Source organism: Agromyces cerinus (genome assembly GCF_016907835.1).
GTDB lineage: Bacteria > Actinomycetota > Actinomycetes > Actinomycetales > Microbacteriaceae > Agromyces > Agromyces nitratus.
Map to the genome: position 1 here is coordinate 3674717 of NZ_JAFBCT010000001.1, position 19458 is coordinate 3694174.

At 72.6% G+C, this 19458-nt stretch carries 16 protein-coding genes; 10 read left to right on the top strand and 6 right to left on the bottom strand.

What is annotated here, in order from left to right:
* Positions 1-7: 7 nt before the first annotated feature.
* Positions 8-925 (bottom strand): LysR family transcriptional regulator, encoded by a 918-nt coding sequence (locus tag JOE59_RS17220; protein WP_204462665.1) that lies wholly within the window; start codon positions 923-925, stop codon positions 8-10.
* Positions 926-1470: 545 nt separating this feature from the next.
* Between JOE59_RS17220 and JOE59_RS17225 the strand changes: the two genes are divergently transcribed.
* From JOE59_RS17225 to JOE59_RS17265, 9 genes are all read left to right on the top strand, one after another.
* Complete coding sequence (locus JOE59_RS17225) at positions 1471-2211, top strand: Type 1 glutamine amidotransferase-like domain-containing protein (RefSeq protein WP_204462668.1); 741 nt, start codon at positions 1471-1473, stop codon at positions 2209-2211.
* Positions 2208-3563, top strand: a complete 1356-nt coding sequence (locus JOE59_RS17230; protein ID WP_204462670.1) for an anaerobic C4-dicarboxylate transporter family protein — start codon at positions 2208-2210, stop codon at positions 3561-3563. The genes JOE59_RS17225 and JOE59_RS17230 overlap by 4 nt, the downstream gene beginning before the upstream one ends.
* Positions 3563-4987, top strand: coding sequence for a threonine/serine exporter family protein (locus tag JOE59_RS17235; protein WP_204462672.1), 1425 nt, complete (start codon positions 3563-3565; stop codon positions 4985-4987). Before JOE59_RS17230 ends, JOE59_RS17235 begins: the two co-directional genes overlap by 1 nt.
* A 9-nt stretch (positions 4988-4996) precedes the next feature.
* Positions 4997-5569 carry an orotate phosphoribosyltransferase gene (gene pyrE, locus JOE59_RS17240; RefSeq protein ID WP_234980771.1) on the top strand — a complete coding sequence of 191 codons (573 nt, stop codon included), beginning with the start codon at positions 4997-4999 and terminating at the stop codon, positions 5567-5569.
* Positions 5569-8859: a hypothetical protein gene (locus JOE59_RS17245; RefSeq protein ID WP_204462675.1), complete on the top strand. Its 3291-nt coding sequence runs from the start codon at positions 5569-5571 to the stop codon at positions 8857-8859. Before pyrE ends, JOE59_RS17245 begins: the two co-directional genes overlap by 1 nt.
* Positions 8860-8863: 4 nt before the next feature.
* Positions 8864-9820 (top strand): ribokinase, encoded by a 957-nt coding sequence (locus tag JOE59_RS17250; RefSeq protein ID WP_204462676.1) that lies wholly within the window; start codon positions 8864-8866, stop codon positions 9818-9820.
* Between the two features lie 79 nt (positions 9821-9899).
* The gene (locus tag JOE59_RS17255; protein ID WP_204462677.1) at positions 9900-10832 is read left to right on the top strand and encodes a nucleoside hydrolase; all 933 of its coding nucleotides are present in this window, start codon (positions 9900-9902) and stop codon (positions 10830-10832) included.
* An 83-nt stretch (positions 10833-10915) separates the two neighbouring features.
* Positions 10916-11101, top strand: coding sequence for a hypothetical protein (locus JOE59_RS17260; RefSeq protein ID WP_204462678.1), 186 nt, complete (start codon positions 10916-10918; stop codon positions 11099-11101).
* A gap of 33 nt (positions 11102-11134) precedes the next feature.
* Positions 11135-11320, top strand: coding sequence for a hypothetical protein (locus JOE59_RS17265; RefSeq protein ID WP_204462679.1), 186 nt, complete (start codon positions 11135-11137; stop codon positions 11318-11320).
* A 7-nt stretch (positions 11321-11327) separates the two neighbouring features.
* Here the strand turns inward: JOE59_RS17265 and JOE59_RS17270 are convergent, their stop codons facing one another.
* Positions 11328-12221: an EamA family transporter gene (locus JOE59_RS17270; protein ID WP_204462680.1), complete on the bottom strand. Its 894-nt coding sequence runs from the start codon at positions 12219-12221 to the stop codon at positions 11328-11330.
* Positions 12222-12440: 219 nt separating this feature from the next.
* Complete coding sequence (gene pdxR, locus JOE59_RS17275) at positions 12441-13889, bottom strand: MocR-like pyridoxine biosynthesis transcription factor PdxR (protein ID WP_239560363.1); 1449 nt, start codon at positions 13887-13889, stop codon at positions 12441-12443.
* A 143-nt stretch (positions 13890-14032) separates the two neighbouring features.
* Between pdxR and JOE59_RS17280 the strand changes: the two genes are divergently transcribed.
* Positions 14033-15067 carry an aldo/keto reductase gene (locus JOE59_RS17280; protein WP_204462697.1) on the top strand — a complete coding sequence of 345 codons (1035 nt, stop codon included), beginning with the start codon at positions 14033-14035 and terminating at the stop codon, positions 15065-15067.
* Here the strand turns inward: JOE59_RS17280 and JOE59_RS17285 are convergent.
* The 3 genes from JOE59_RS17285 to JOE59_RS17295 form a co-directional block, all read right to left on the bottom strand.
* The gene (locus JOE59_RS17285; protein WP_204462699.1) at positions 15064-15597 is read right to left on the bottom strand and encodes a hypothetical protein; all 534 of its coding nucleotides are present in this window, start codon (positions 15595-15597) and stop codon (positions 15064-15066) included. The genes JOE59_RS17280 and JOE59_RS17285 overlap by 4 nt on opposite strands.
* Before the next feature lie 28 nt (positions 15598-15625).
* Positions 15626-16423 (bottom strand): HAD-IIA family hydrolase, encoded by a 798-nt coding sequence (locus JOE59_RS17290; protein WP_204462701.1) that lies wholly within the window; start codon positions 16421-16423, stop codon positions 15626-15628.
* Between the two features lie 139 nt (positions 16424-16562).
* Positions 16563-19430 carry a hypothetical protein gene (locus tag JOE59_RS17295; protein ID WP_204462703.1) on the bottom strand — a complete coding sequence of 956 codons (2868 nt, stop codon included), beginning with the start codon at positions 19428-19430 and terminating at the stop codon, positions 16563-16565.
* Positions 19431-19458 lie beyond the last annotated feature (28 nt).

Sequence of the window (19458 nt, forward strand, 5' to 3'; positions counted from 1 at the left end):
GGAGGGTTCAGGCGGCGGCGTGCGCCTGCTCGAGCCGCGAGGCGCGCGCCACGAGCACGTCGAGCACCGTGCGCACGGCGAGGCGCTCGGCGACATCCGGCCGCACCAGTGCCACGATCTGCCGAGCGGATGCCACGCCGCGCAGCGGCTTCAATACGATCGAATCGGGCACGGCGCCGCTCGTGAACCGCGGCACGAAGGCGATGCCGAGGCCCGCCTCGATGAAGGCCTCGATGATGCGCATGTCGCTGAAGCGCTGGCTGACCGTGGCCCGCTGCCCTGCCTGCTGCTCGATCGCGTGCAGGATGCGCTCGAAGGGGAACCCGGGCGGCACCCCGAGCCAGGTCTCGTCGACGAGGTCGGCGGGGGTCAGGTGCGCCCGCCCGGCGAGACGGTGGTCGGCGGGCAGGCCGATGTCGAGCGGCTCGGTCAGCAGCGGCACGGCCTTCAGGCCGCGGCCGCCCCAGGGCAGCACGCCCGGCATGGTGTGCGCGAGCACGATGTCGAAGTCGGAGGTGAGGTCGGCGAACTCGGCCGCCTCGGGGTCGAGGTCGGTCGCGCGCACGACGAGCCCGGCGACCTCGGCGAGGTCGGTGAGCACGGCGGGCAGGAGCGTCGCGCCGACCGTCGGGAAGGTGACGAGCGACACCTCGCCGCTCGGGTGGTTGCGGAACTCGTCCCACAGGGCGGTGGCACGTTCGAGGGCGACGGCGACATCGGCGGCGCTGCGGGCGAGGGCGTGGCCGGCGCTCGTCAGCACGACGCCGCGGCCACTGCGCTCGGTGAGCGGCATGCCGGCCTCGCGCTCGAGCACCTTGAGCTGCTGCGAGACCGCCGAGGGCGTGCGGCCGGTGGCCTCGGCGACCGCCGTCACGCTGCCGCGTTCCGCGAGCTCTCGAAGCAGGTCCAGTCGTCGAACGTCCATGTAGCCAGCCTACATTGTTATTGTAGAATCGTGAGCTTGTGCTGCACTATCATTCGCGATTCAATTGACGTATCGAACTCGTGCAATGGGGCATCGATCGCTCGATCTCCCGCTCGTACTTCGAAAGGAATCACCATGGTCTTCGTGCTCCTCGGCGCCGTTTCCGTCGTCGCCATCATCGGCTCGATCGTCGTCACCGCTCGTGACGGCTACCGTCGTCAGCCGCGAGAGACGTTCGCGCGCACCGTCTAGGTCCGCGAATTCCGGGGGTCCGTTCCCCGGAGCACCCGGGTCGCCGCGCCGGTGAGGGGCAATCCTCGACCGGCTGCGCTGCCCGAGTACCGGGCTGCATGCGCGGCCCGATCGCAGGGCCGCCGCGCGGGGGAGGGACACCCCGCGGGGCGGCCCTTCGTCATGCGTATCGGGATGTACTGGGGGGATCCCGATGCGTGCCGCCGCGCCTCCCGACTCGGCCGCCGCGCCTCCCGACACCGCCGACGATCTCCCGCTAGCGTGTGCCCGAAGGTTCGACGTTTGGGGGAACGATGGCGCATGTGGTTGCGACCGGCGCAGGCAAGGCGATGATGGAGCGGCGGGCCGACCCGACGCACGACTACATCCTGAAGCTCACCGGCAAGGAGCGCCCGCGCGTGCTCTTCGTCGGCACGGCGACCGGCGATGATGCCGCGTACATCGTGAGCTTCTACACGACGTACGACTCCGACCGCTGCGCACCGCATCACCTGCCCCTCTTCCACCGGGCGGTCGACGACCTCGCGGGCTTCGTGAAGGGCTTCGACGTGATCCACGTCGGCGGCGGCAACACGGCCAACATGCTCGACGTCTGGAAGCGCCAGGGTCTCGACGAGATCATGCGCGAGATGTGGGAGGACCCGAACTCGAACACGGTCTTCACCGGCGGCTCGGCCGGCGGCATCTGCTGGTTCGAGGGCGGCACCACCGACAGCTACGGGCCCACCCTGCAGGTGCTGCCCGAAGGCCTCGGCTTCCTGCACGGCAGCTTCTGCCCGCACTACGACGCCGAAGACCAGCGCCAGCCGTTGTTCCACGCCTCCCTGCTCAGCGGCGAGCTCGCCACGGGCTACGCGGTCGGCAACCTGCAGTCGCTGCATTTCGAGGGCTCGGAGTTCGTGACGGCGATCAGCCCCGTCGAGGATCCGCTCGCCCTCAGGGTCGAGGCGATCGACGGCAGGATCGTCGAGACGCCGCTCCCGACGCAGGTGCTCGCCAGTACCGGCCCCATCGTGAAGGGCCCCTCGTCGTGAACGACAACGTCTGGATCCTCGTCGCCGAACTGATCGTCGTCGTCCTCGCGATCTACATGGGCACCCGCACGAGCGGGATCGGCCTCGGCGTCTGGGGGCTCGTCGGCGTCGCGGTACTCGTCTTCGTCTTCGGCGAGGCGCCGGGCGCCGCCCCGGTCGACGCGGTGTTCATCGTCATCACCGTCATCACCGCGGCATCCGTCATGCAGGCCGCCGGCGGTATCGACTGGATGGTGTCGGTCGCGTCGAAGGTCATCAAGAAGCGGCCGAAGTCGGTCGTCTTCCTGGCGCCGGCGATGTCGTTCCTCTTCACCGTGGGCGCCGGTACCGGCAACATCTTCTACCCGCTGCTGCCCGTCATCTACGACGTGTCGTACCAGCAGAAGATCCGGCCCGAGCGGGCGCTGTCCGTCTCGGCCGTCGCCTCGCAGGTCGGCATCCTCTGCAGCCCGGTCTCCGCGGCCACCGCGTCGATGGTCGTGCTGCTCGCGCCGCAGGGCGTCGACCTCGGCAAGCTCCTGCTCATCATGTGGCCGGCCTCGATCGTGGGCCTCGGCATCGCCGCGCTCGTCATGGTGAAGCACGGCAAGGAGCTCGAGGACGACCCCGAGTTCCAGCGCCGCCTCGCCGAGCACCTGGTGAAGCCGGCCGTCGTGGTCGACGCCGACAAGAAGCTGCCGCGCAGCGCCGTGCTCTCGGCGTCGATCTTCCTCACCGGCGTCGGCGTGATCGTGCTGTTCGGCCTGTTCGAGGGTCTCCGCCCGGTGATCGGCACGGATGACGCGGGCGACCCGGTGCGGGTCAGCATCACCGTCATCATCGAGGTCATCATGGGCGTCATCGCGGCGCTCATCTTCCTCACCTGCAAGGTCAAGGCAGCGGATGTCCCGAAGCAGTCGACCTTCCCGGCCGGCATGGTCGGCGCGATCGCCCTCTTCGGCATCGCGTGGCTCGCGAACACGTTCGTCGCCGCGAACAACACGCTCATCGTCGACGGTCTCGGCTCGCTCGTCTCCGGGTCGACGGCGTTCCTCGGCGCCCTGCTCTTCGCGCTCGCGCTCTTCCTCGTCGCGATGCTCACGACGAGCCAGTCGAGCGCCACGAACGCGATCGTGCCGATCGGCATCACGATCGGCCTGCCCGCCCCGCTCCTCGTCGGGCTCTGGCCGGCGGCGATGGGCATCTACACGCTGCCCGCGAACGGCAGCCAGGTCGCGACGGTCGCGTTCGACCAGACCGGCACGACCAAGATGGGCAAGTTCGTCTTCGACCACTCGTTCCAGCTGCCGAACCTCGTCTACGTCGTCGTCGCGATCCTCGTGGGCGTGGCGCTCTCCTTCGTCATCGTCTGATGGCGGAGGCGGCCGAGCAGGCGCTGCTCCGCAGGTTCCTCCTCGGACTCGCGGAGGGCATGAACGCGGCCGCCGACTCGACCGACAAGATCCGCGACACGCTCGTGACGGTGTCGAGCGCCTACGGGCGCGACGACACCGACATCGTGGTGCTGCCGACCGTGATCCTCATCGAGACGGGTGCGGGAAACGAGGGCAGGGTCGCGATCCGGTCTTCGGTGAACGCCTCGTTCCGCTTCGACCAGATCGCGGCGCTCTACCGCCTGATCGAGGTCGCCCGTCGCGCCGAGATCACCCCGCTCGACGGCATCTCGCGGCTGAACGAGATCGGTGCGATGAAACCGTCGCACGGATGGCTCGTGCGCACCTTCGGCCACGCCGTGCTGACGACCGGGCTCGCGCTGCTGCTCGCGCCGACCTGGCAGGGCGCGGTCGTCGCCTTCGTGCTCGGCGCCTTCATCGGCGTCGCGAAGCTCGTGCGTTCGCCGACGCTCCAGATCGTCTTCCCCGTGTTCGCGGCGTTCGCCTGCGCCACGGCCGTGTTCCTGATCGCCCCGTACTTCGCAGTGGGAGACCCGATCAGGCTGCTCATCGCCCCGCTCGCGACGTTCCTGCCCGGCGGGGTGCTGACGACCGCGGTCGTCGAGCTCGCCGCGGGCCAGATGCTCGCGGGCGCCTCCCGTCTCGTGTTCGGGCTCGTGCAGCTCTCGCTGCTCGCCTTCGGCATCCTCGCGGCGGGCACACTCGTCGGGGTCGCCAGTTCCTCGTACGTGCCGCTCGACTCCGGCGAGGCCTTCCCCTGGTGGGTCGCCGTGTTCGGAGTGCTGCTCTTCGCGATCGGCAACTACCTGCACTTCTCCGCCCCGCCGCACACGTTCGGATGGGTGCTGCTCGTGCTGCTCGTCGCCTACACCGGCCAGGTCGTGGGCGGGGCGCTGATCGGCGCATCCGTGAGCGGGTTCATCGGCGCCCTCGCCATGACCCCGGTCGTGCTGTGGATCGCGACGCTGCGCAAGGGCGCCCCGTCGCAGCTCACCTTCCTGCCGGCGTTCTGGCTGCTGGTGCCCGGGGCCGCCGGTCTCGTCGGTCTCACCGAGGCGATCGGCACCACGCGCGGCTACGAGGACTTCGCCGAAGCACTCGTCTCGATCATGTCGATCGCGCTGGGCGTGCTCATCGGCACGGCGCTCTACCGGGTCGTGCATCAGGGCGCGGAAGAGATCGCCGACTTCCACATCGACGTGCCCGCAGCGCTCGTCGAGGAGGAGACGCCGCCGTTCTGGGCCCGACTCGTTCCGGGCACGCCCCGCTCGTTCTGGGGTGGTCGCCGGCGCCGTTCCCAGGGCGAACGGCGAGCGGATGCGTCGTCGCCGACGTCGCCCGTCGCAGAATCCGCCCCTTCCTCTCAGGCAAGCGGGTCGTAGAGTATTCGGGTGACCCTCCGAGAGCCTCAGCCCATCGACGCCGTGCGCGCCCAGTTGATCGACTTCATCGCGGCAGACGCCGTGTTCCACGGGGACTTCACCCTCACCAGTGGCAAGAAGGCGACCTATTACGTCGACCTCCGCAAGGTGAGTCTCGACCACCGGGTCGCTCCGCTCATCGGTCAGGTCATGATCGATCTCATCAAAGATGTGCCCGACGTGGTCGCCGTCGGCGGCATGACCATGGGCGCCGACCCGATCGCCTCGGCGATCCTGCACCAGGGCGCGGCCCAGGGCCTCGCCTACGACGCCTTCGTCGTGCGCAAGGAGCCGAAGGACCACGGTCGCGGCAAGCAGGTCGAGGGTCCCGACCTCGCCGGCAAGCGCGTGATCGTGCTCGAAGACACCTCGACCACCGGCGGTTCGCCGATCAAGGCGATCGAGGCGCTCCGCAAGGTCGGCGCGGAGGTCGTGGCGGTCGCCGTCGTGGTCGACCGGGCGACCGGTGCCCGCGAGGTCATCGAGGCCGAAGGCGTGCCCTACCTGTACGCCATCGGGCTGGAAGACCTGGGGTTGGCCTGATGAGCGGCGACGGGCAGGGTCTGGGGGGCGACGGAGCCGATTGGCTGCTCGCCCAGTTGGCGGGCGGCGATGCGCCGCGCCGCGACGTCCCGTCACCGCCCGTCGCACCGCCCGTCCAGCCGGCACTGCCGGCGCAGCAGGCAACTCCTCCCGCCGCACCGCGCACCCCGGCCCCACGCCGTGAAGAGGTGCTCGACTGGTTCTCCGAGGCGCCGGCACCCAGAGCGGATCCCGCCACGAGCGCGCTTCCCGTCGTCGGTTCCCCGGCTCCGCGCACCCCTGAGGTGCCGCAGCAGCATGCGCCGATGACCGATGCGGCCGGTTCGCCGACGCCGTCGTGGACCCCGCCGTTCGCGGTCGGCCTGCCGCATCAGCCGCCGGCGGGCGCCCCGGTGCACCTGACCGCGGTCGAGCCGCCCGTCGGCACGCCTGCGGTTGCCCCGACCTCTCCCGTCGCGCCGGTGCAGCCGCCCGCGGCCGTGCAGCCGGTCGTGCCGCCTGCCGCTGCGTGGCCGCCGGTCGCGCCCGCTGCGCCCGTCGCACCCGTGGCGCCGGTCGCACCCGTGGCGCCGGCCGCCGCCTGGCCGCCTGCCGCGCCCGTGGCGCCCGCGGCGCCGGCCGCCGCCTGGCCGCCGGTCGCGCCGGTCGCGCCTGCCGCGCCCGCCGCGCCCGCCGCGCCCGCCGCACCCGCCGCCGCGTGGCCGCCGGTCGCTCCTGCTGCGCCGGTCGCGCCCGCGGCTCCGACCGCTGCCCCGGCGATGCCGACGACTCCGCCCGGGCCGGTCACGCCGACCGCGCCGTTCGCACTCACCTGGGGCTCGCAAGAGGAACTCTCCTCCGAAGACGCGATCCGGGCGGCGTTCCGGAGCCTTTCCGAGCCGACGAGCGACAACCCAGGCGCCGTGGCCTCAGCAACGCTGCCCGCCGAGCCGCAGGCTCCGGCCGCCGCCCAGGCTCCGGCTGCCCCGCAAGCGCCGGCCGAGTCGTCGGTTCCGGCCGAGTCGCCCTTCGCCGGCTTCGCGCCCCCGCCCGTGGCACGGCAGTCGTTCACCCCCGTGCAGCCGGCAGCACCGGTCGCACCCGAGCCGCCGGCCGCGCCCGTCGTGCCGGTGCATCCGACCGCATCGTCGACCGCGCCGGCCGCGTGGGACACCCGTGGCCCTGCGACCCAGCCGGCGGTCACGTCGTCGGCGTCACCGGCCTCGCCGTTCGACGACGAACTGTGGGCGGCGCTCCAGGAACCCGAGCAGCCGTCTGCGGCCCCGGTTCCGCCCGTGGTCCAGGCTCCGGTCGCCCCGGTGCGCATGGAGGCTCCGGTCGCCCCGGTGCCTCCGGCGGCCCCGTTCGAGCAGATCCGGCCGGCTGTTCCGGCTGCCGAGGTCGCCCCCGAGGCGCCGCTCGAGCAGCCGCGTCCCGAGCGCGACCGGTTCGCGGCATTCGCCGCCGACACCACCGATCCGTTCGCCGCACTCACCGCCACCCGGGCGATTCCGATCCAGCCAGCAGCAGCCGCAGCCGCAGCAGCGGCGTCGGCGTCGGCGCAGACGGCACCGGCACCGGCGGAACCCCCGGTGCCGCAGTTCGGGCGTGGCGCGAGCTCGGTCGCGCCCGAGTCCGCGCCCCGGACCGAACCCGAGGCCCGCAGCGGGTTCCCCTTCCTCGAGGTGCGCGGCACGGCCGCAGCGCAGGAGGACGCCGTGGTCGGTGTTCCCGCTCGCGAGGCGAGTGCGTTCAACACGACCCCGTTCCCGGCATTCGCCTCGGCGACCGGAGGCGACGACGACCCGACGCGAGAGCCGCCGGCCCCGGTCGACGACCTGCTCGCGTCGCTCGGCGGCGGTGCACCACGTTCCCGCTCCGCGGAGCCGACACTCCCTCCGGGTGGCACCACCCCGGTGGCCCCGGCCGGGCCGACGGGTCTCGACGCGCTCGGGCTGGGCTTCGGCGACGATGACGATGACGATGACGATGACGTTTCCGAACCTCCCGCGCCGGTCGCGGACGACCGGGCGTCCTCCGGCATCCGGGGTCGATTCTTCCGGGGCGCTCGCGACGATGACGAGCCCGCCCCCGCCCCCGGGCACGACGGCATCGAGGCTGAAGGCGCCGACGACGAGTCGTCGATCGCACGTGAGATGGCCGACACCGGGTACTTCTGGAATCTGACGCCGGATCCGAACGCCGAAGACCCGAAGGACACCCCCGTCTCGGTGGCGACCGCGTTCCTGGGCGACGCCGCGGCCGAGGGCCCGGCCCCGACCGACCTGTTCGCGGCCGACGACGCGGAGCCCGCGTGGGACGACGAAGCCGGCGTCGGGACAACCGATCCGGAGTGGTCGTTCACCGGCGACACGGCACCCGGCGACACGGCACCCGGCCCCGACGACACGGCGCCGTATGGCGACGACCTCCGTCTCCCCGCAGCAGCGGCGGAGTCCGACCAGCGGCACGCGTACGAGGCGTCCGACGATGACGAGCTGAGCGCGCTGTTCGGCGGGGCCGCCGCAGCCTCGGCGGCCCCAAGCGATCCGTTCGGCGCTCCGAGCGGCCGGCAGCCCGTGGCATCCGGCTTCGCGGCGGCCCCGTCGCAGGGCTCCGGCGGCGGCATCGGTCCGCAGCGCAATGGCGGTGCCGGAGGCGTCGGAGGCACGGCCGGCAACGACGGCCCCGGCCGCGGCGGTGCCGGCGGTGGTGCCGGCGGTGGCGCCTCGAAGCCCCCGACAGGCGGCAGCCGCACCACGCGCACGCTGATCTGGGTCGCCGGCGGACTCGTCGCGCTGCTCGTGCTCGCCGGGCTCTACTTCTTCGGCACCCAGCTCGCCGGTGGGGGAGGCGGGCAGGCCAGTGACAGCCCGTCCGCGAGCACCTCCGAGACGCCCGTCGCCGCGCCGACCGCCCCGCAGCCCGCCGGTGCGCACGCGTGGGACACCCTCTTCGGCGGCGAGTGCATCGAGCCGTTCGAGTCGGTCTGGGCCGAGGAGTTCACCGTCATCGACTGCGCGACGCCGCACGCCGCGCAGCTCGTGTATCGCGGTACACTGCCGGGCGACGAGGCGGCACCCTTCCCGGGTGAGGCCGCGCTCGCCGAGCAGATGCCCGGACTGTGTCGCGCGGTCGGCGTCTTCGACCCCGCGCTCGTCGCCGGCATTCCCGACCTGCAGGTGCAGGGCAGCTTCCCCGTGACCGAGGAGCAGTGGGCCGAGGGTCAGCGCACCTACTACTGCTTCGCCAATCGCGCCGGCGGCGAACCGCTGACCGCGTCGATCATGGGCCCCGGCCCGACGGCCTGACGACATGACCTCCGATGACGGCGACTCCCGTGGCCGGGTCGTCGTCGTCGGCTCGCTGAACGTCGACTCGACGAGCTACGTCGCAGCGTTCCCCGAGCCCGGCGAGACGATCCGCGCGCACGGCTTCCAGGTCGCACTCGGCGGCAAGGGTGCGAACCAGGCGGTCGCGGTGCACGTCGCCGGCGTGCCGGTCGAGTTCATCGCCTGCATCGGCGACGACGCGAACGGGGCGTTTGCGCAGGGAACGCTCGAACGCCTCGGGCTACCGGTCGATGCGCTCCGGCGGATCCCGGAAGCCCCGACCGGCGCCGCCCAGATCACGGTCGCCGACTCGGGCGAGAACACCGTGATCATCACCGGTGGTGCGAACCTCGCCCTCACCCCGGCCGTCGTCGACGCCGCCCGTGATCGGGTCGCCGCTGCGGCGGTCGTGCTCACGCAGGGCGAGCTCCCCGGGGCGACCATCGATCGCCTCGCGGAGGTCGCGATCGAGCTCGGCACGCGCTTCGTGCTGAACCTCGCGCCGCCGACGCCGGTCTCCGCGGCCACGCTCGGCGCCGCCGATCCGCTCGTGCTGAACGAGCACGAGGCTCGGGCGGTCGGCATCGGCACGGATGCCCCGGCCGGCGCGACCCTCGACGCGTGGCGGGTCGTCGCGGCATCCGCTGCCGGCGGCATCGCCCGCTCGGTGGTCGTGACGCTCGGCGCGGCCGGTGCCGTCGCCGCCGACACGACCGGCTCGTGGGTCACGGCAGCGCCGCGCGTGACGGCGGTCGACACGACCGGGGCCGGCGACGGGTTCACCGGAACGCTCGCGGCCTGCATCGCCGAGGGCCGTTCCCTGCCCGAGGCGCTCGGCATCGCCGTCGCGGCCGGTGCCCTCGCCGTGCAGACGCGCGGCACGGTCGACTCCTACGCCCCCCGCGCCGTCGTGCTCGCCGCGGCCGGCGTCGCCGGCTGAGCGGCCGCCCACGCCGAGTAACCCACCTCAGCCGGTTACCTCCGACCATCTGCCGACCCGACGAGAGAACGAGACCTGCATGCCCCTCCCCGTGATCATCGACTGCGACCCCGGACACGACGACGTCTTCGCGCTCTGGCTCGCCGCGGGGCATCCGACGCTCGAGCTCGTCGCCGTCACGACCGTCGGCGGCAACGTGCCGCTCGAGCACACGACGCGGAACGCCCGCATCGCGCTCTCGGTCGCGGGGGTGACCGACGTGCCGGTCGCGGCGGGCGCGGCCGGACCGCTCGTTCGCCCGCTGCAGACCGCCGAGTGGATCCACGGCGAGAACGGGCTCGGCGGGCCCGAACTGCCCGACCCGACCGTGCCGCTCGATCCACGTACCGCGACCGAGCTCATGGCCGACGTGCTCGAATCGTCGGCCGAGCCGGTCGCGATCGTCGCGACGGGACCGATCACCAACGTCGCGATCCTGCTGCGCGATCGGCCCGAGCTCGCCGGCCGAATCCGCGAGATCGTCTGGATGGGCGGCTCGACCGAGCGCGGCAACGCGACACCGTACGCCGAGTTCAACGCCCTCGTCGACCCCGAGGCGCTCGACCTCGTCGTGACGAGCGGCGTGCGGTTCACGATGGTGGGGCTGAACGTCACGCACCTGGCACTCGTCACGCCGGCCGTGCGCGAGCAGATCTCGTCGCTCGGCACGGGTACCGCGGCGTTCGGTGCCGAGCTCTTCGACTTCTTCTGCCGCACGAACGACGAGGTCTTCGGCATGCCCGACGGGCCGTTGCACGACCCCGTCGCCGTCGCGGTGCTCGCCGACCCCGGCTGCGTCGAGGTGCGGCGGGCCAGACTCGACGTCGAGCTCGCCGGCACCGAGACGGCCGGCGCGACGAGCGTCGACCTCGACGGCATGCTCGGGCGCGAGCCCAACGCGTGGGTCGCGGTCGGACTCGACGTCGAGCGGTTCTGGGCGGGCGTCGCGGCATCCGTCGCCCGACTCGCCTAGCGGGCGCGCCCCAGCCCGGTTCGAAATCGCCCGACCGGAACGCCCCGACCGCGCGTAGAGTGACGGATATCGGAGGGGGCGACATGGACGGAGCCGTCTGGATCGGGATCGTCGTCATCATCGTGGTCGCCGTGGCGTCGGTGCTCGCGATCGTGTTCCTTCGCATCACCGGCAAGCGGCTCGGTGCCGAGCCCGACGGCGAGGAGGCGAAGGCCGAGGCCGAGCGTCTCAAGGATCAGGGCCGTCGCGACGGCGGATGGATGGTCTGAGGTCTCGTCTGAGGCCCCGGGAAGGAGACGACCATGGACTGGACCTTCTGGCTGGGCATCGTCGTCATCGCCGTGCTGTGGGGTGTGACGCAGTGGGTGTTCTCGCTGCGGCGGCACTCCGAGAAGACGCGCGGCGCGAATCGCGAGGCCGCTGATGCGATGAACGACGTCGAGCGCGGCAAGGAGCAGGGCCGCTATTGGTCCGGCTTCGGCGACTGATCAGCCGTCAGCCGTCAGCTGCCGGCCGTTGCGCAGCACTCGCGAGGTGGATCGTCGCAGCTCCGGCGACGCAGACGAGCACGATGCCCGCGATGGTGAGCGGGTCGAGGAGCTGACCGAGCAGCAGCATGCCGATGATGGCGGCGAGGGCCGGGTCGAAGGAGAAGAGCACGGCGACCGTGCGGGCCGACGTCAGCCGCACCGCGAGCATGTCGCAGCCGAACGCGATCAGCACGCCGAGCACCGCGGCGACGCCGAGCGGTGCGAGATCGCCCGTCTCGACCGCGGGCAGTGCGGCGACGCCGAACGGAGCCGTGAGCACCGCCGCCACGACGACGGCGATCGTGAGGTCGTGCAGCGGGTTGGAACGCGGACGATCGGCGGGCGCGGTGCGCCCGATGCGCTCGGCGAGCAGGGTGTACGAGGCGAGCGAGACGCCCGCCACGCCGGCGGCGATCAGGCCGATCGGGTTCACCTCGGGCGTCGGGCGGGCGATGAGGGCGACTCCGCCGAGGCCGAGCAGTGGGAAGACCACGAGGCGAAGTCGCCGCACCCCGAGGGCGGCCAGGAGGAAGGGCCCGAGGAACTCGACGGTGATCGCGACCCCGAGCGGCACGAACTCGAGTGCGACGTGGAAGCACACGTTCATCGCCGCGATCGACGTGCCGTAGGCGAGGAGGGCGAGCCATTCGGCGCGAGTCCTGCCGGTCAGTCGCGGGCGGATGAGTACTGCGGCGAGCACCGCCGCGATCGCGAAGCGCAGCCCGCTCACGCCGAGCGGGCCCAGTCGATCGAACATGCCGTGCGAGATGACGGCCGACACCTGGACCGAGGTCGAGGCGATGAGGAGCACGCCGAAGCCGAGCAGCGCGCGACGGAGGGTCGTTCGGGAGGTTCGCATGATTCGAGCTGATTTCGTCGAGTAGGGTCAACGGGCCCGGGGTCACCGGGCGGTGCTCGCTGTGCAGGGGAAACCAGTCGCTCTCGGTGGAGAGCCGGACGCAACCCGTGCGACGCTACGGACCGGTTCGGGCCTCTGCCTCGGGGTCGGCCCGGGCGTCTGATCAGTGCGGGCACTGAGACGGCGAGGTTCGCGCCGAACCCGTGCGCCGCAGCCGGTTCAGGCGAGCGAGCGGATGACGCCGGCGAGCCGCGCGACGGCCTCGTCGACGAGCACGTCGGAGAGGTTGCCGTAGCCGATCACGAGCGCCTCGACGTTCGGCGTCGCGCCGGATGCGCGGTACCCGGTCAGGTCCGAGACGGCGATCTCCGCGTCAGCCGCCGCGCGTCGAACCGCGCCGGCGTCGATTCCGGGCGGCAGCTGCAGCACGGCGTGCATGCCGGCGGCGATGCCGGTGACGGCGAGGCCGGGGAGCTCGCGCTCCAACGCGGCCAGGAGGGCCGCGCGACGTCGACGGAACCGGCCACGAGCTGCACGCAGGTGCCGCTCGAGGTCGCCGGCGATGATGAACTCCGCGAGCGCGACCTGGTCGAGTGCCGACGGTCGCGCTCGATCGGCGAGCTGCACGCGTTCACGGAGCCCGTGCGGCATGACCGCCCAGCCCAGCCCGAACGCCTGGGCCATCGACTTCGACAGGGAGCCGACGAGCACGACGTGCTCGGGCGCGAGCCCCTGCAGTGCCGCGATCGGCCGGCGGTCGTAGCGGAACTCGGCGTCGTAATCGTCTTCGATCAGCACTCCGTCGACCTCGCGGGCCCACTGCGCGATCGCTTCACGCCGGGCGGGCGACAGCGCCGCGCCGAGCGGGAACTGGTGGGCCGGCGTGATGAGCGCCGCGCGTGCGCCGGTGCGCCGGGCGGCGTCGACGAGCGCGTCGACGTCGACCCCGGCGGCGTCGACTCGTACCGGCACCGGGGTGAGTCCCGTCGCGGCGGCGATCTCACGCAGCCGCGACCAACTCGGGTCCTCGACGAGGAGCGCCGTGTGGCCGGCCGAACGGAGACCCGCGGCGACCCCGGCCATGGCATCGGTCGCGCCGTGCGTGATCACGATGTCGTCGGGGGCGGCATTCACGCGACGCGATCGCGAGAGGTAGTCGGCGACGGCCGTGCGGGCGAGCGGATGCCCCAGCCGGTCGACCACGGTGAACTCGGCATCGGGGAGGCGGTCGAGCGCGCGTCGCACCGCGCCTGCCCACCTCGCTCGAGGCACGTGGCGCAGGTCGGGCACTCCCGGTCCCAGATCGAAGCGCGGCCGACGGTACTCCGCCCGAAGCGGCACGACGGCCGGCTCGCGGTCCACCGTTCGCACGTCGTGCGCCCCGGGCGCGAGCGGATGCCGCCGGCGCGCCGGCACCCGCGTACCGGACCCGACCTGCGCCTCGAGGAACCCCTCGGCGACGAGCTGCCCGTAGGTCTCGGTCACGACCCAGCGGGAGATCCCGAGCGCCTCGGCGAGCGCGCGGCTCGGCGGGAGGTCGGCGCCGGGCGGAATCCGTGCGGAGCGCACCGCATCGCGGATCGCCCGTTCGAGACGATCGCGGAGCGGCGCCGGGCCGGGGCCGAGGTCGAGCAGGGTCTCCCAGGCGAGAATCGGGCCTGATCGCAATTCCCGCCTCCGTTCTTCGCCGGTCGGGGGCTGCGCTGCCCGTCGCGAATTGGTCTGGTGAAGCATCCGCTGATTGGAGTGTAGTACCGAGCCGAATGGTTCGTACGCTCGATCCCGTCACCCCACCACGTCACGGAGGAACCATGCGATACCGCACGATCGGCAACGGCACGACGAGCTTCGACGTCTCGACGATCTGCCTCGGCACCATGCAGATGGGCACCAGGATCGACGAGGCCACCTCGTTCGCGATCCTCGACCGCTTCGTCGAGGCGGGCGGCACGTTCATCGACACCGCCAACAACTACAGCTTCTGGGACGACGGCCACGGCCGCGACAGCGAAGACGTGATCGGCCGCTGGCTCGCGAGCCGAGGCGGTCGCGACCGGCTGCGCATCGCCACGAAGCTCGGCGCGGCGAAGAAGGACCCGGCGCTGCCCCTCTCCAACACCGAGCCGACGAACTTCCAGGGCCTCGGTGCCGAGGTCATCGGCCGGGAGGCGCGCGAGAGCGCGAAGCACCTCGGAGTCGACCACCTCGACGTCGTCTACGGTCACGTCGACGACCTCGAGACGCCGCTCGCCGAGACCGTCGGCGCATTCGGCGCGCTGCAGGAGGAGGGGCTGATCGGCACCTCGGGCATCTCGAACGTCGCCGTGTGGCGCGTCGTCGAGGCGCGCGAGGAGGCGCTGCGCCAGGGCGTCGCACCCTATGGCCTCGTGCAGCAGCAGTACAGCTACGTCTACCCGCAGCCGAAGCTCGGCCGGCAGAACTTCGTGACGCCCGAGCTGCTCAGCTATGCTGCGTCGACCGGGGTCGACGGGCGCCCGCCGCTCGCGGTCACCGCCTACTCGCCGCTGCACCAGGGGGCGTTGACGCGAAGCGACAAGCCGCTCTGGGGCGGAGTGAACCACCCGACGACCGTCGCGCGCATCCAGCTGCTGCACGACGTCGCCCGCGAGGTCGGCGCGACCCCGAACCAGGTCGCCCTCGCCTGGCTGCTCGGCCGCGAGGTGCCCGTGATCCCCGTCGCAGGTCCGTCGAGCGTCGCGCAGCTCGAGGAGGTGCTCGGCGCCGCCGAACTCGACCTCGATCCCGAGGTGCGCGAACGGCTCGACGCCGAACCCGAGGAGCGGCCCGCGGCGGAGCGGCCCGCGGCGGAGCGCGATGCGGCCTAGTCGGCGTCGGGTCGCGGCTCGGTGCTGATGGCGTCGAGGAGGGCGTCGACGGAGTCGAACTCGACGGACTCGACTCCGTCGTCGTCCTCGTCCTCGTCCTCGTCTGCATCGGCCTCTGCGACGCTCAGGTCGTCGATCGCGAGCTGCTCGTCGAGCTGGCAGTACACGACCATGTCGGGGTACTGGCTCGGCGCCTCGTAGACGAGCACGAGCGTGGCGTCGGCGGAGACGATGACGCCCTGCAGCTCGAGTTCGCGGGCGAGGAGGTCGAAGTCGTCGGCCGTCACCGCGTGTCCGGTTCCCTCGTACGCCGAATCGGTGAGCTCGCGCACCACTTCGCCGTCGATGCGAGCGAGGTCGTCGGCGGTCGGGAGGCTGAGCGCCCGCTCGACGATGGCGCGCATCTCGGCGGGTTCGACCGGCTCGTCGTCGACCGCGAACAGCACGGCCACCTGACGGTCGCCCGGCAGCACGGTCGCGGCGACCAGCTCGCCGTCTTCGTCGTAGTCGACGTCGGTCAGCTCGATCATGATGGTCTCCTCGTCTCGCCGAGCGGCCCTACAGCTCGGTCTCGACCGGCGCCTTCTCGACGAGGTCGGCCACGCCGCCGAGGATCTCGTCGGGCCGGAACGGGTACTTCTCGATCTCGGCCTGGTCGCTGATGCCGGTCAGCACGAGGATCGTGTGCAGGCCGGCTTCGATGCCCGCGACGATGTCGGTGTCCATGCGGTCGCCGATCATCGCCGTGTTCTCGGAGTGCGCGCCGATCTTGTTGAGCGCCGAGCGGAACATCATCGGGTTGGGCTTGCCGACCACGTAGGGCTCCTTGCCCGTGGCCTTCGTGATGAGGGCGGCGATCGCGCCGGTCGCGGGCAGCGGACCGTCGACTGATGGCCCCGTCGCGTCGGGGTTCGTGACGATGAAGCGGGCGCCGGCCCCGATCAGGCGGATCGCCTTGGTGATCGCCTCGAACGAGTAGTTGCGGGTCTCGCCGACGACGACGAAGTCGGGCGCGGTCTCGGTCATCACGAACCCGGCGTCGTGGAGCGCCGTGAGGATGCCGGCCTCGCCGATCACGAAGGCCGTGCCGCCCGGCAGCTGGGACTTCAGGAAGTCGGCCGTCGCGAGGGCGCTCGTCCAGAGGCGGTCCTCGGGCACGTTGAGGCCCGAGGAGCGGAGGCGGGCGGAGAGGTCGCGCGCGGTGAAGATCGAGTTGTTCGTGAGCACGAGGTACGGCGTGCCCGCGTCCTCCCACTGCTGCAGCAGCTCGGCGGCGCCCGGCAGCGCGTGGTTCTCGTGCACGAGCACGCCGTCCATGTCGGTCAGCCAGCACTCGACTTCTTCACGTCGTGACATGCTCCCAGCCTAGAGCGCGCAGGTCACGGCACGATGTCGAGCGGATGTCGGGCAGGCTCGCCTCCCGATCATGCAGCATTCCGCGGGGCCCGCCGCGGCGCACCGGTCGTGGTGCGCCGCGGCGATCGACCGAAGCCGATCAGGCCTCTTCGGCGAGGCGTCGCGCCTCGGCGGCCTCGGCGAGACGTCCGAGCGCCTCGAGCGAGTCGGCGAGGACGATCCGGCCGAGCGAGACGGCGTCGGCCTGCCCGTCGAACCGCTCGATCGCCTGCCCGATGAGCACGAGCGCCTCGTCGTGGCGGCCCTCCGACTGCAGCACTCGGCCGGCGAACAGCATCGACCCGCCGGCCGGCCGCGTCGCGCCGACGGCTTCGAACAGCTCGGCTGCGGTCAACGCGGTCGCGACGGCCTCCTCGGGGCGGGAGAGCGCGGCGAGGCCGCGCGCACGCGAGTCGACGACATCGGCGAGCAACCAGTCCGCGCCGTGCTCGCGGGCGAGCGCGGCGACCTCGTCGAGCCGGTCGAGACCGGTCGCTTCGCCGTGCTCGAGGCTGACCTGGCCGAGCAGGTGCAGCGCATCGGCGAGCGAGGCGACCGTCTCGGGGTCGCGGCGGGCATCGGCGACGGCGCGTTCGAGCACCTCGATCGCCTCCTCCGCGTAGCCGAGGCCCGCGAACAGACGGCCGAGGTCGGCCAGCACGGCGACCGCGCCCGGCCACGCCTCGGCCTCCTCGAACAGGTCGGCGGCGGCGTGCCAGGCACCGGATGCCGCGGCGAACTCCTCTTCGCCGCGAAGCGCGGTGCCGAGCAGGTGCAGGGTCTCGGCGCGTGCGGCCGGCGGTGCGCCCGCGGCATCCTCGGCTTCGTAGACCTCCTGCAGCAGCTCGACGGCCTCGCCGGAGCGACCGGCGCGGAGGAGCTGCCGGCCGAGGCCGTAGCGCACGCCGACGAGCCCGGGCGACTCCGCGAGCTCGGCGTGCTGCACCGCGAGCCGGAGCCTGGCGACGGCATCGTCGGGCCGCGCGAGGTCGTCGAGGATCGCGGCGGAGAGCTGGCAGTCCTCGACGACGCGCATCCGCGCGTCGACCGCGAGGTCGAGTTCGAGCGCCGCCTCCGATGCGGAGAGGGCCGCCTCGAGGTCGCCGCCGCCGGCGAGCAGTCGGGCGCGCAGCCGGTGCGATTCGGCGCGGCGGACCCGCGTCGGTTCGGCGGCGATCGCGCGGTCGAGGAGAGGCAGGGCGGTCGCGGGCTCGTCGCCCTGGGCTGCGAGGTAGGCCGCCAGTTGGAAGGCCGCGCCGACGAGCATCGGTTCGGGCTCGGGTGCCCGGTCGAGCACGGCGATCGCGGTATCGGCCGCCGTGCCGGCGCCCTCGACGTCGCCCGCCTCGGCACGCACCGCGGTGATGCGCAGGGCGACGCGGGCGGCGAGGTCATCGGCTCCCGACTGCAGCGCGGCGCCGAGCTCCTGCTCGAGCGCCGGCAGGTCGGCCGCCGTGGCGGAGCCGGCGAGCAGGAGGCCGTGGCGTGCGAGCGCATCGGCGAGCGACTCGTCGCCCGTGGCGCGCAACGCGGCGATGCGGGCGGGCAGCTCCTGTTCGGCCTCCTCGGGTCGTTGGGCGCCGACGAGCACCGCCAGGCGGATTCCGACGAGCTCGGCCCGGCGGGCATCGGCGACGGATGCCTCGGCGGTGCCCTGCTCGGGCGCGGCATCCGCGGCATCCGCCTCGAGTGCGGCGAGTCCGCGCTCGGCCGCTGCGAGCGCCCGGTCGATCTCGCCGAGCGCGGCGAGTTCACGGGCGCGGTCGACCCAGCCGCCGGCGTCGACCGGTTCGGCTGCGGCGACGGGCATGGGAGCCGCGAACGTCTCGCCGGTGATCGCCACGTCGTAACGCTCGGTGCGGAGGGCGCGCGTCGCCTGCAGCCGATCGGCGAGGTGCCGGTTGCCGTTGCGACGGTCGAACTCGTCGCCGATGGCGGCAGCCGCGGCCCACGCGACCGGGCTGAGCTCGGCGGCGGTCCACGGCCCCGAGTGCGAGCCGAAGAAGGGCTCGAGCTCGGCGGAGTCGGCGCCGCGCACCACGGCATCGCCGTGTCCGGCGTCGACGACGGTGTCGAGCAGCAGGCCGGTCGCGGCGAGGGCGCTGAACTGCGCGCGCTGGTTGAGGCGGTCGTGCGCGATCCACGCGATGTGGCGCTCGAGCATCGCGAGGCCGCGGGCCTCGTTGCCGGTGATCGCGCAGAAGGCCAGGTGGTTCGCGATGATGCCGATGTTGTCGGCGTTGCCGCGGGCGTCGCGGTAGCTGCGCAGGTGGAAGGACTTCGCCCGGTCGAGGCGGCCGGCGCGGAGGTACGGCAGCAGCGCGTCGGAGAGGGCGTGCTCCGGCTCCTCGCCGCAGCTGAATCCGCCATCGACGATCTCCTCGTAGAGGGCGATGGCCTCGTCTTCGCGTCCGGTCGCGGCGAGGTAGGCCGCGCTCTCGCTGCGCACGCAGGCGTCGCAGTGGCTGTAGTCGTCGCGCTCGGTGGTGGTCAGCACGCGGTAGGCCTCGGCGGCCTCGTCGAGCCATCCGTTGGCGAAGGCCGCACCGAAGCGCGCCATCGCGACCCCGCTCTGGCCGACGCCGGCGCGTTCGTACCGCGACTGCATGTCGTCGAGCACACCGCGGATGTCGGCGGCGGGGAACGCGGGGCTCGCCGACAGCGTGCCCGCCATCCACTTGTACTGCCAGAGCAGGTCGGTGGCGCTGTCGTCCGGCTTCGCGGGGAAACGGGCCGCGTCGGCGTCGTGCTTGCCGAGGCACCAGGCGAACGAGCTCAGCAGCGCGTCGGTGTCGCCGGTCATGTTGGCCGACGACGCCAGCCGCATGCGCGCGCGATACTCCGAGAACTCGTCGCCCGACTCGACCGCGAGCGCGATCGCCTCGTCGATCAGGGCGCGCTCCTCGGGTCCGAACGGCGTCTGGTCGACCTGCTCGAGCAGTTCGTCGATGCGGATGGTTTCGGACACGGTTCTCCCTAGGCGGTCGATGGTCGGA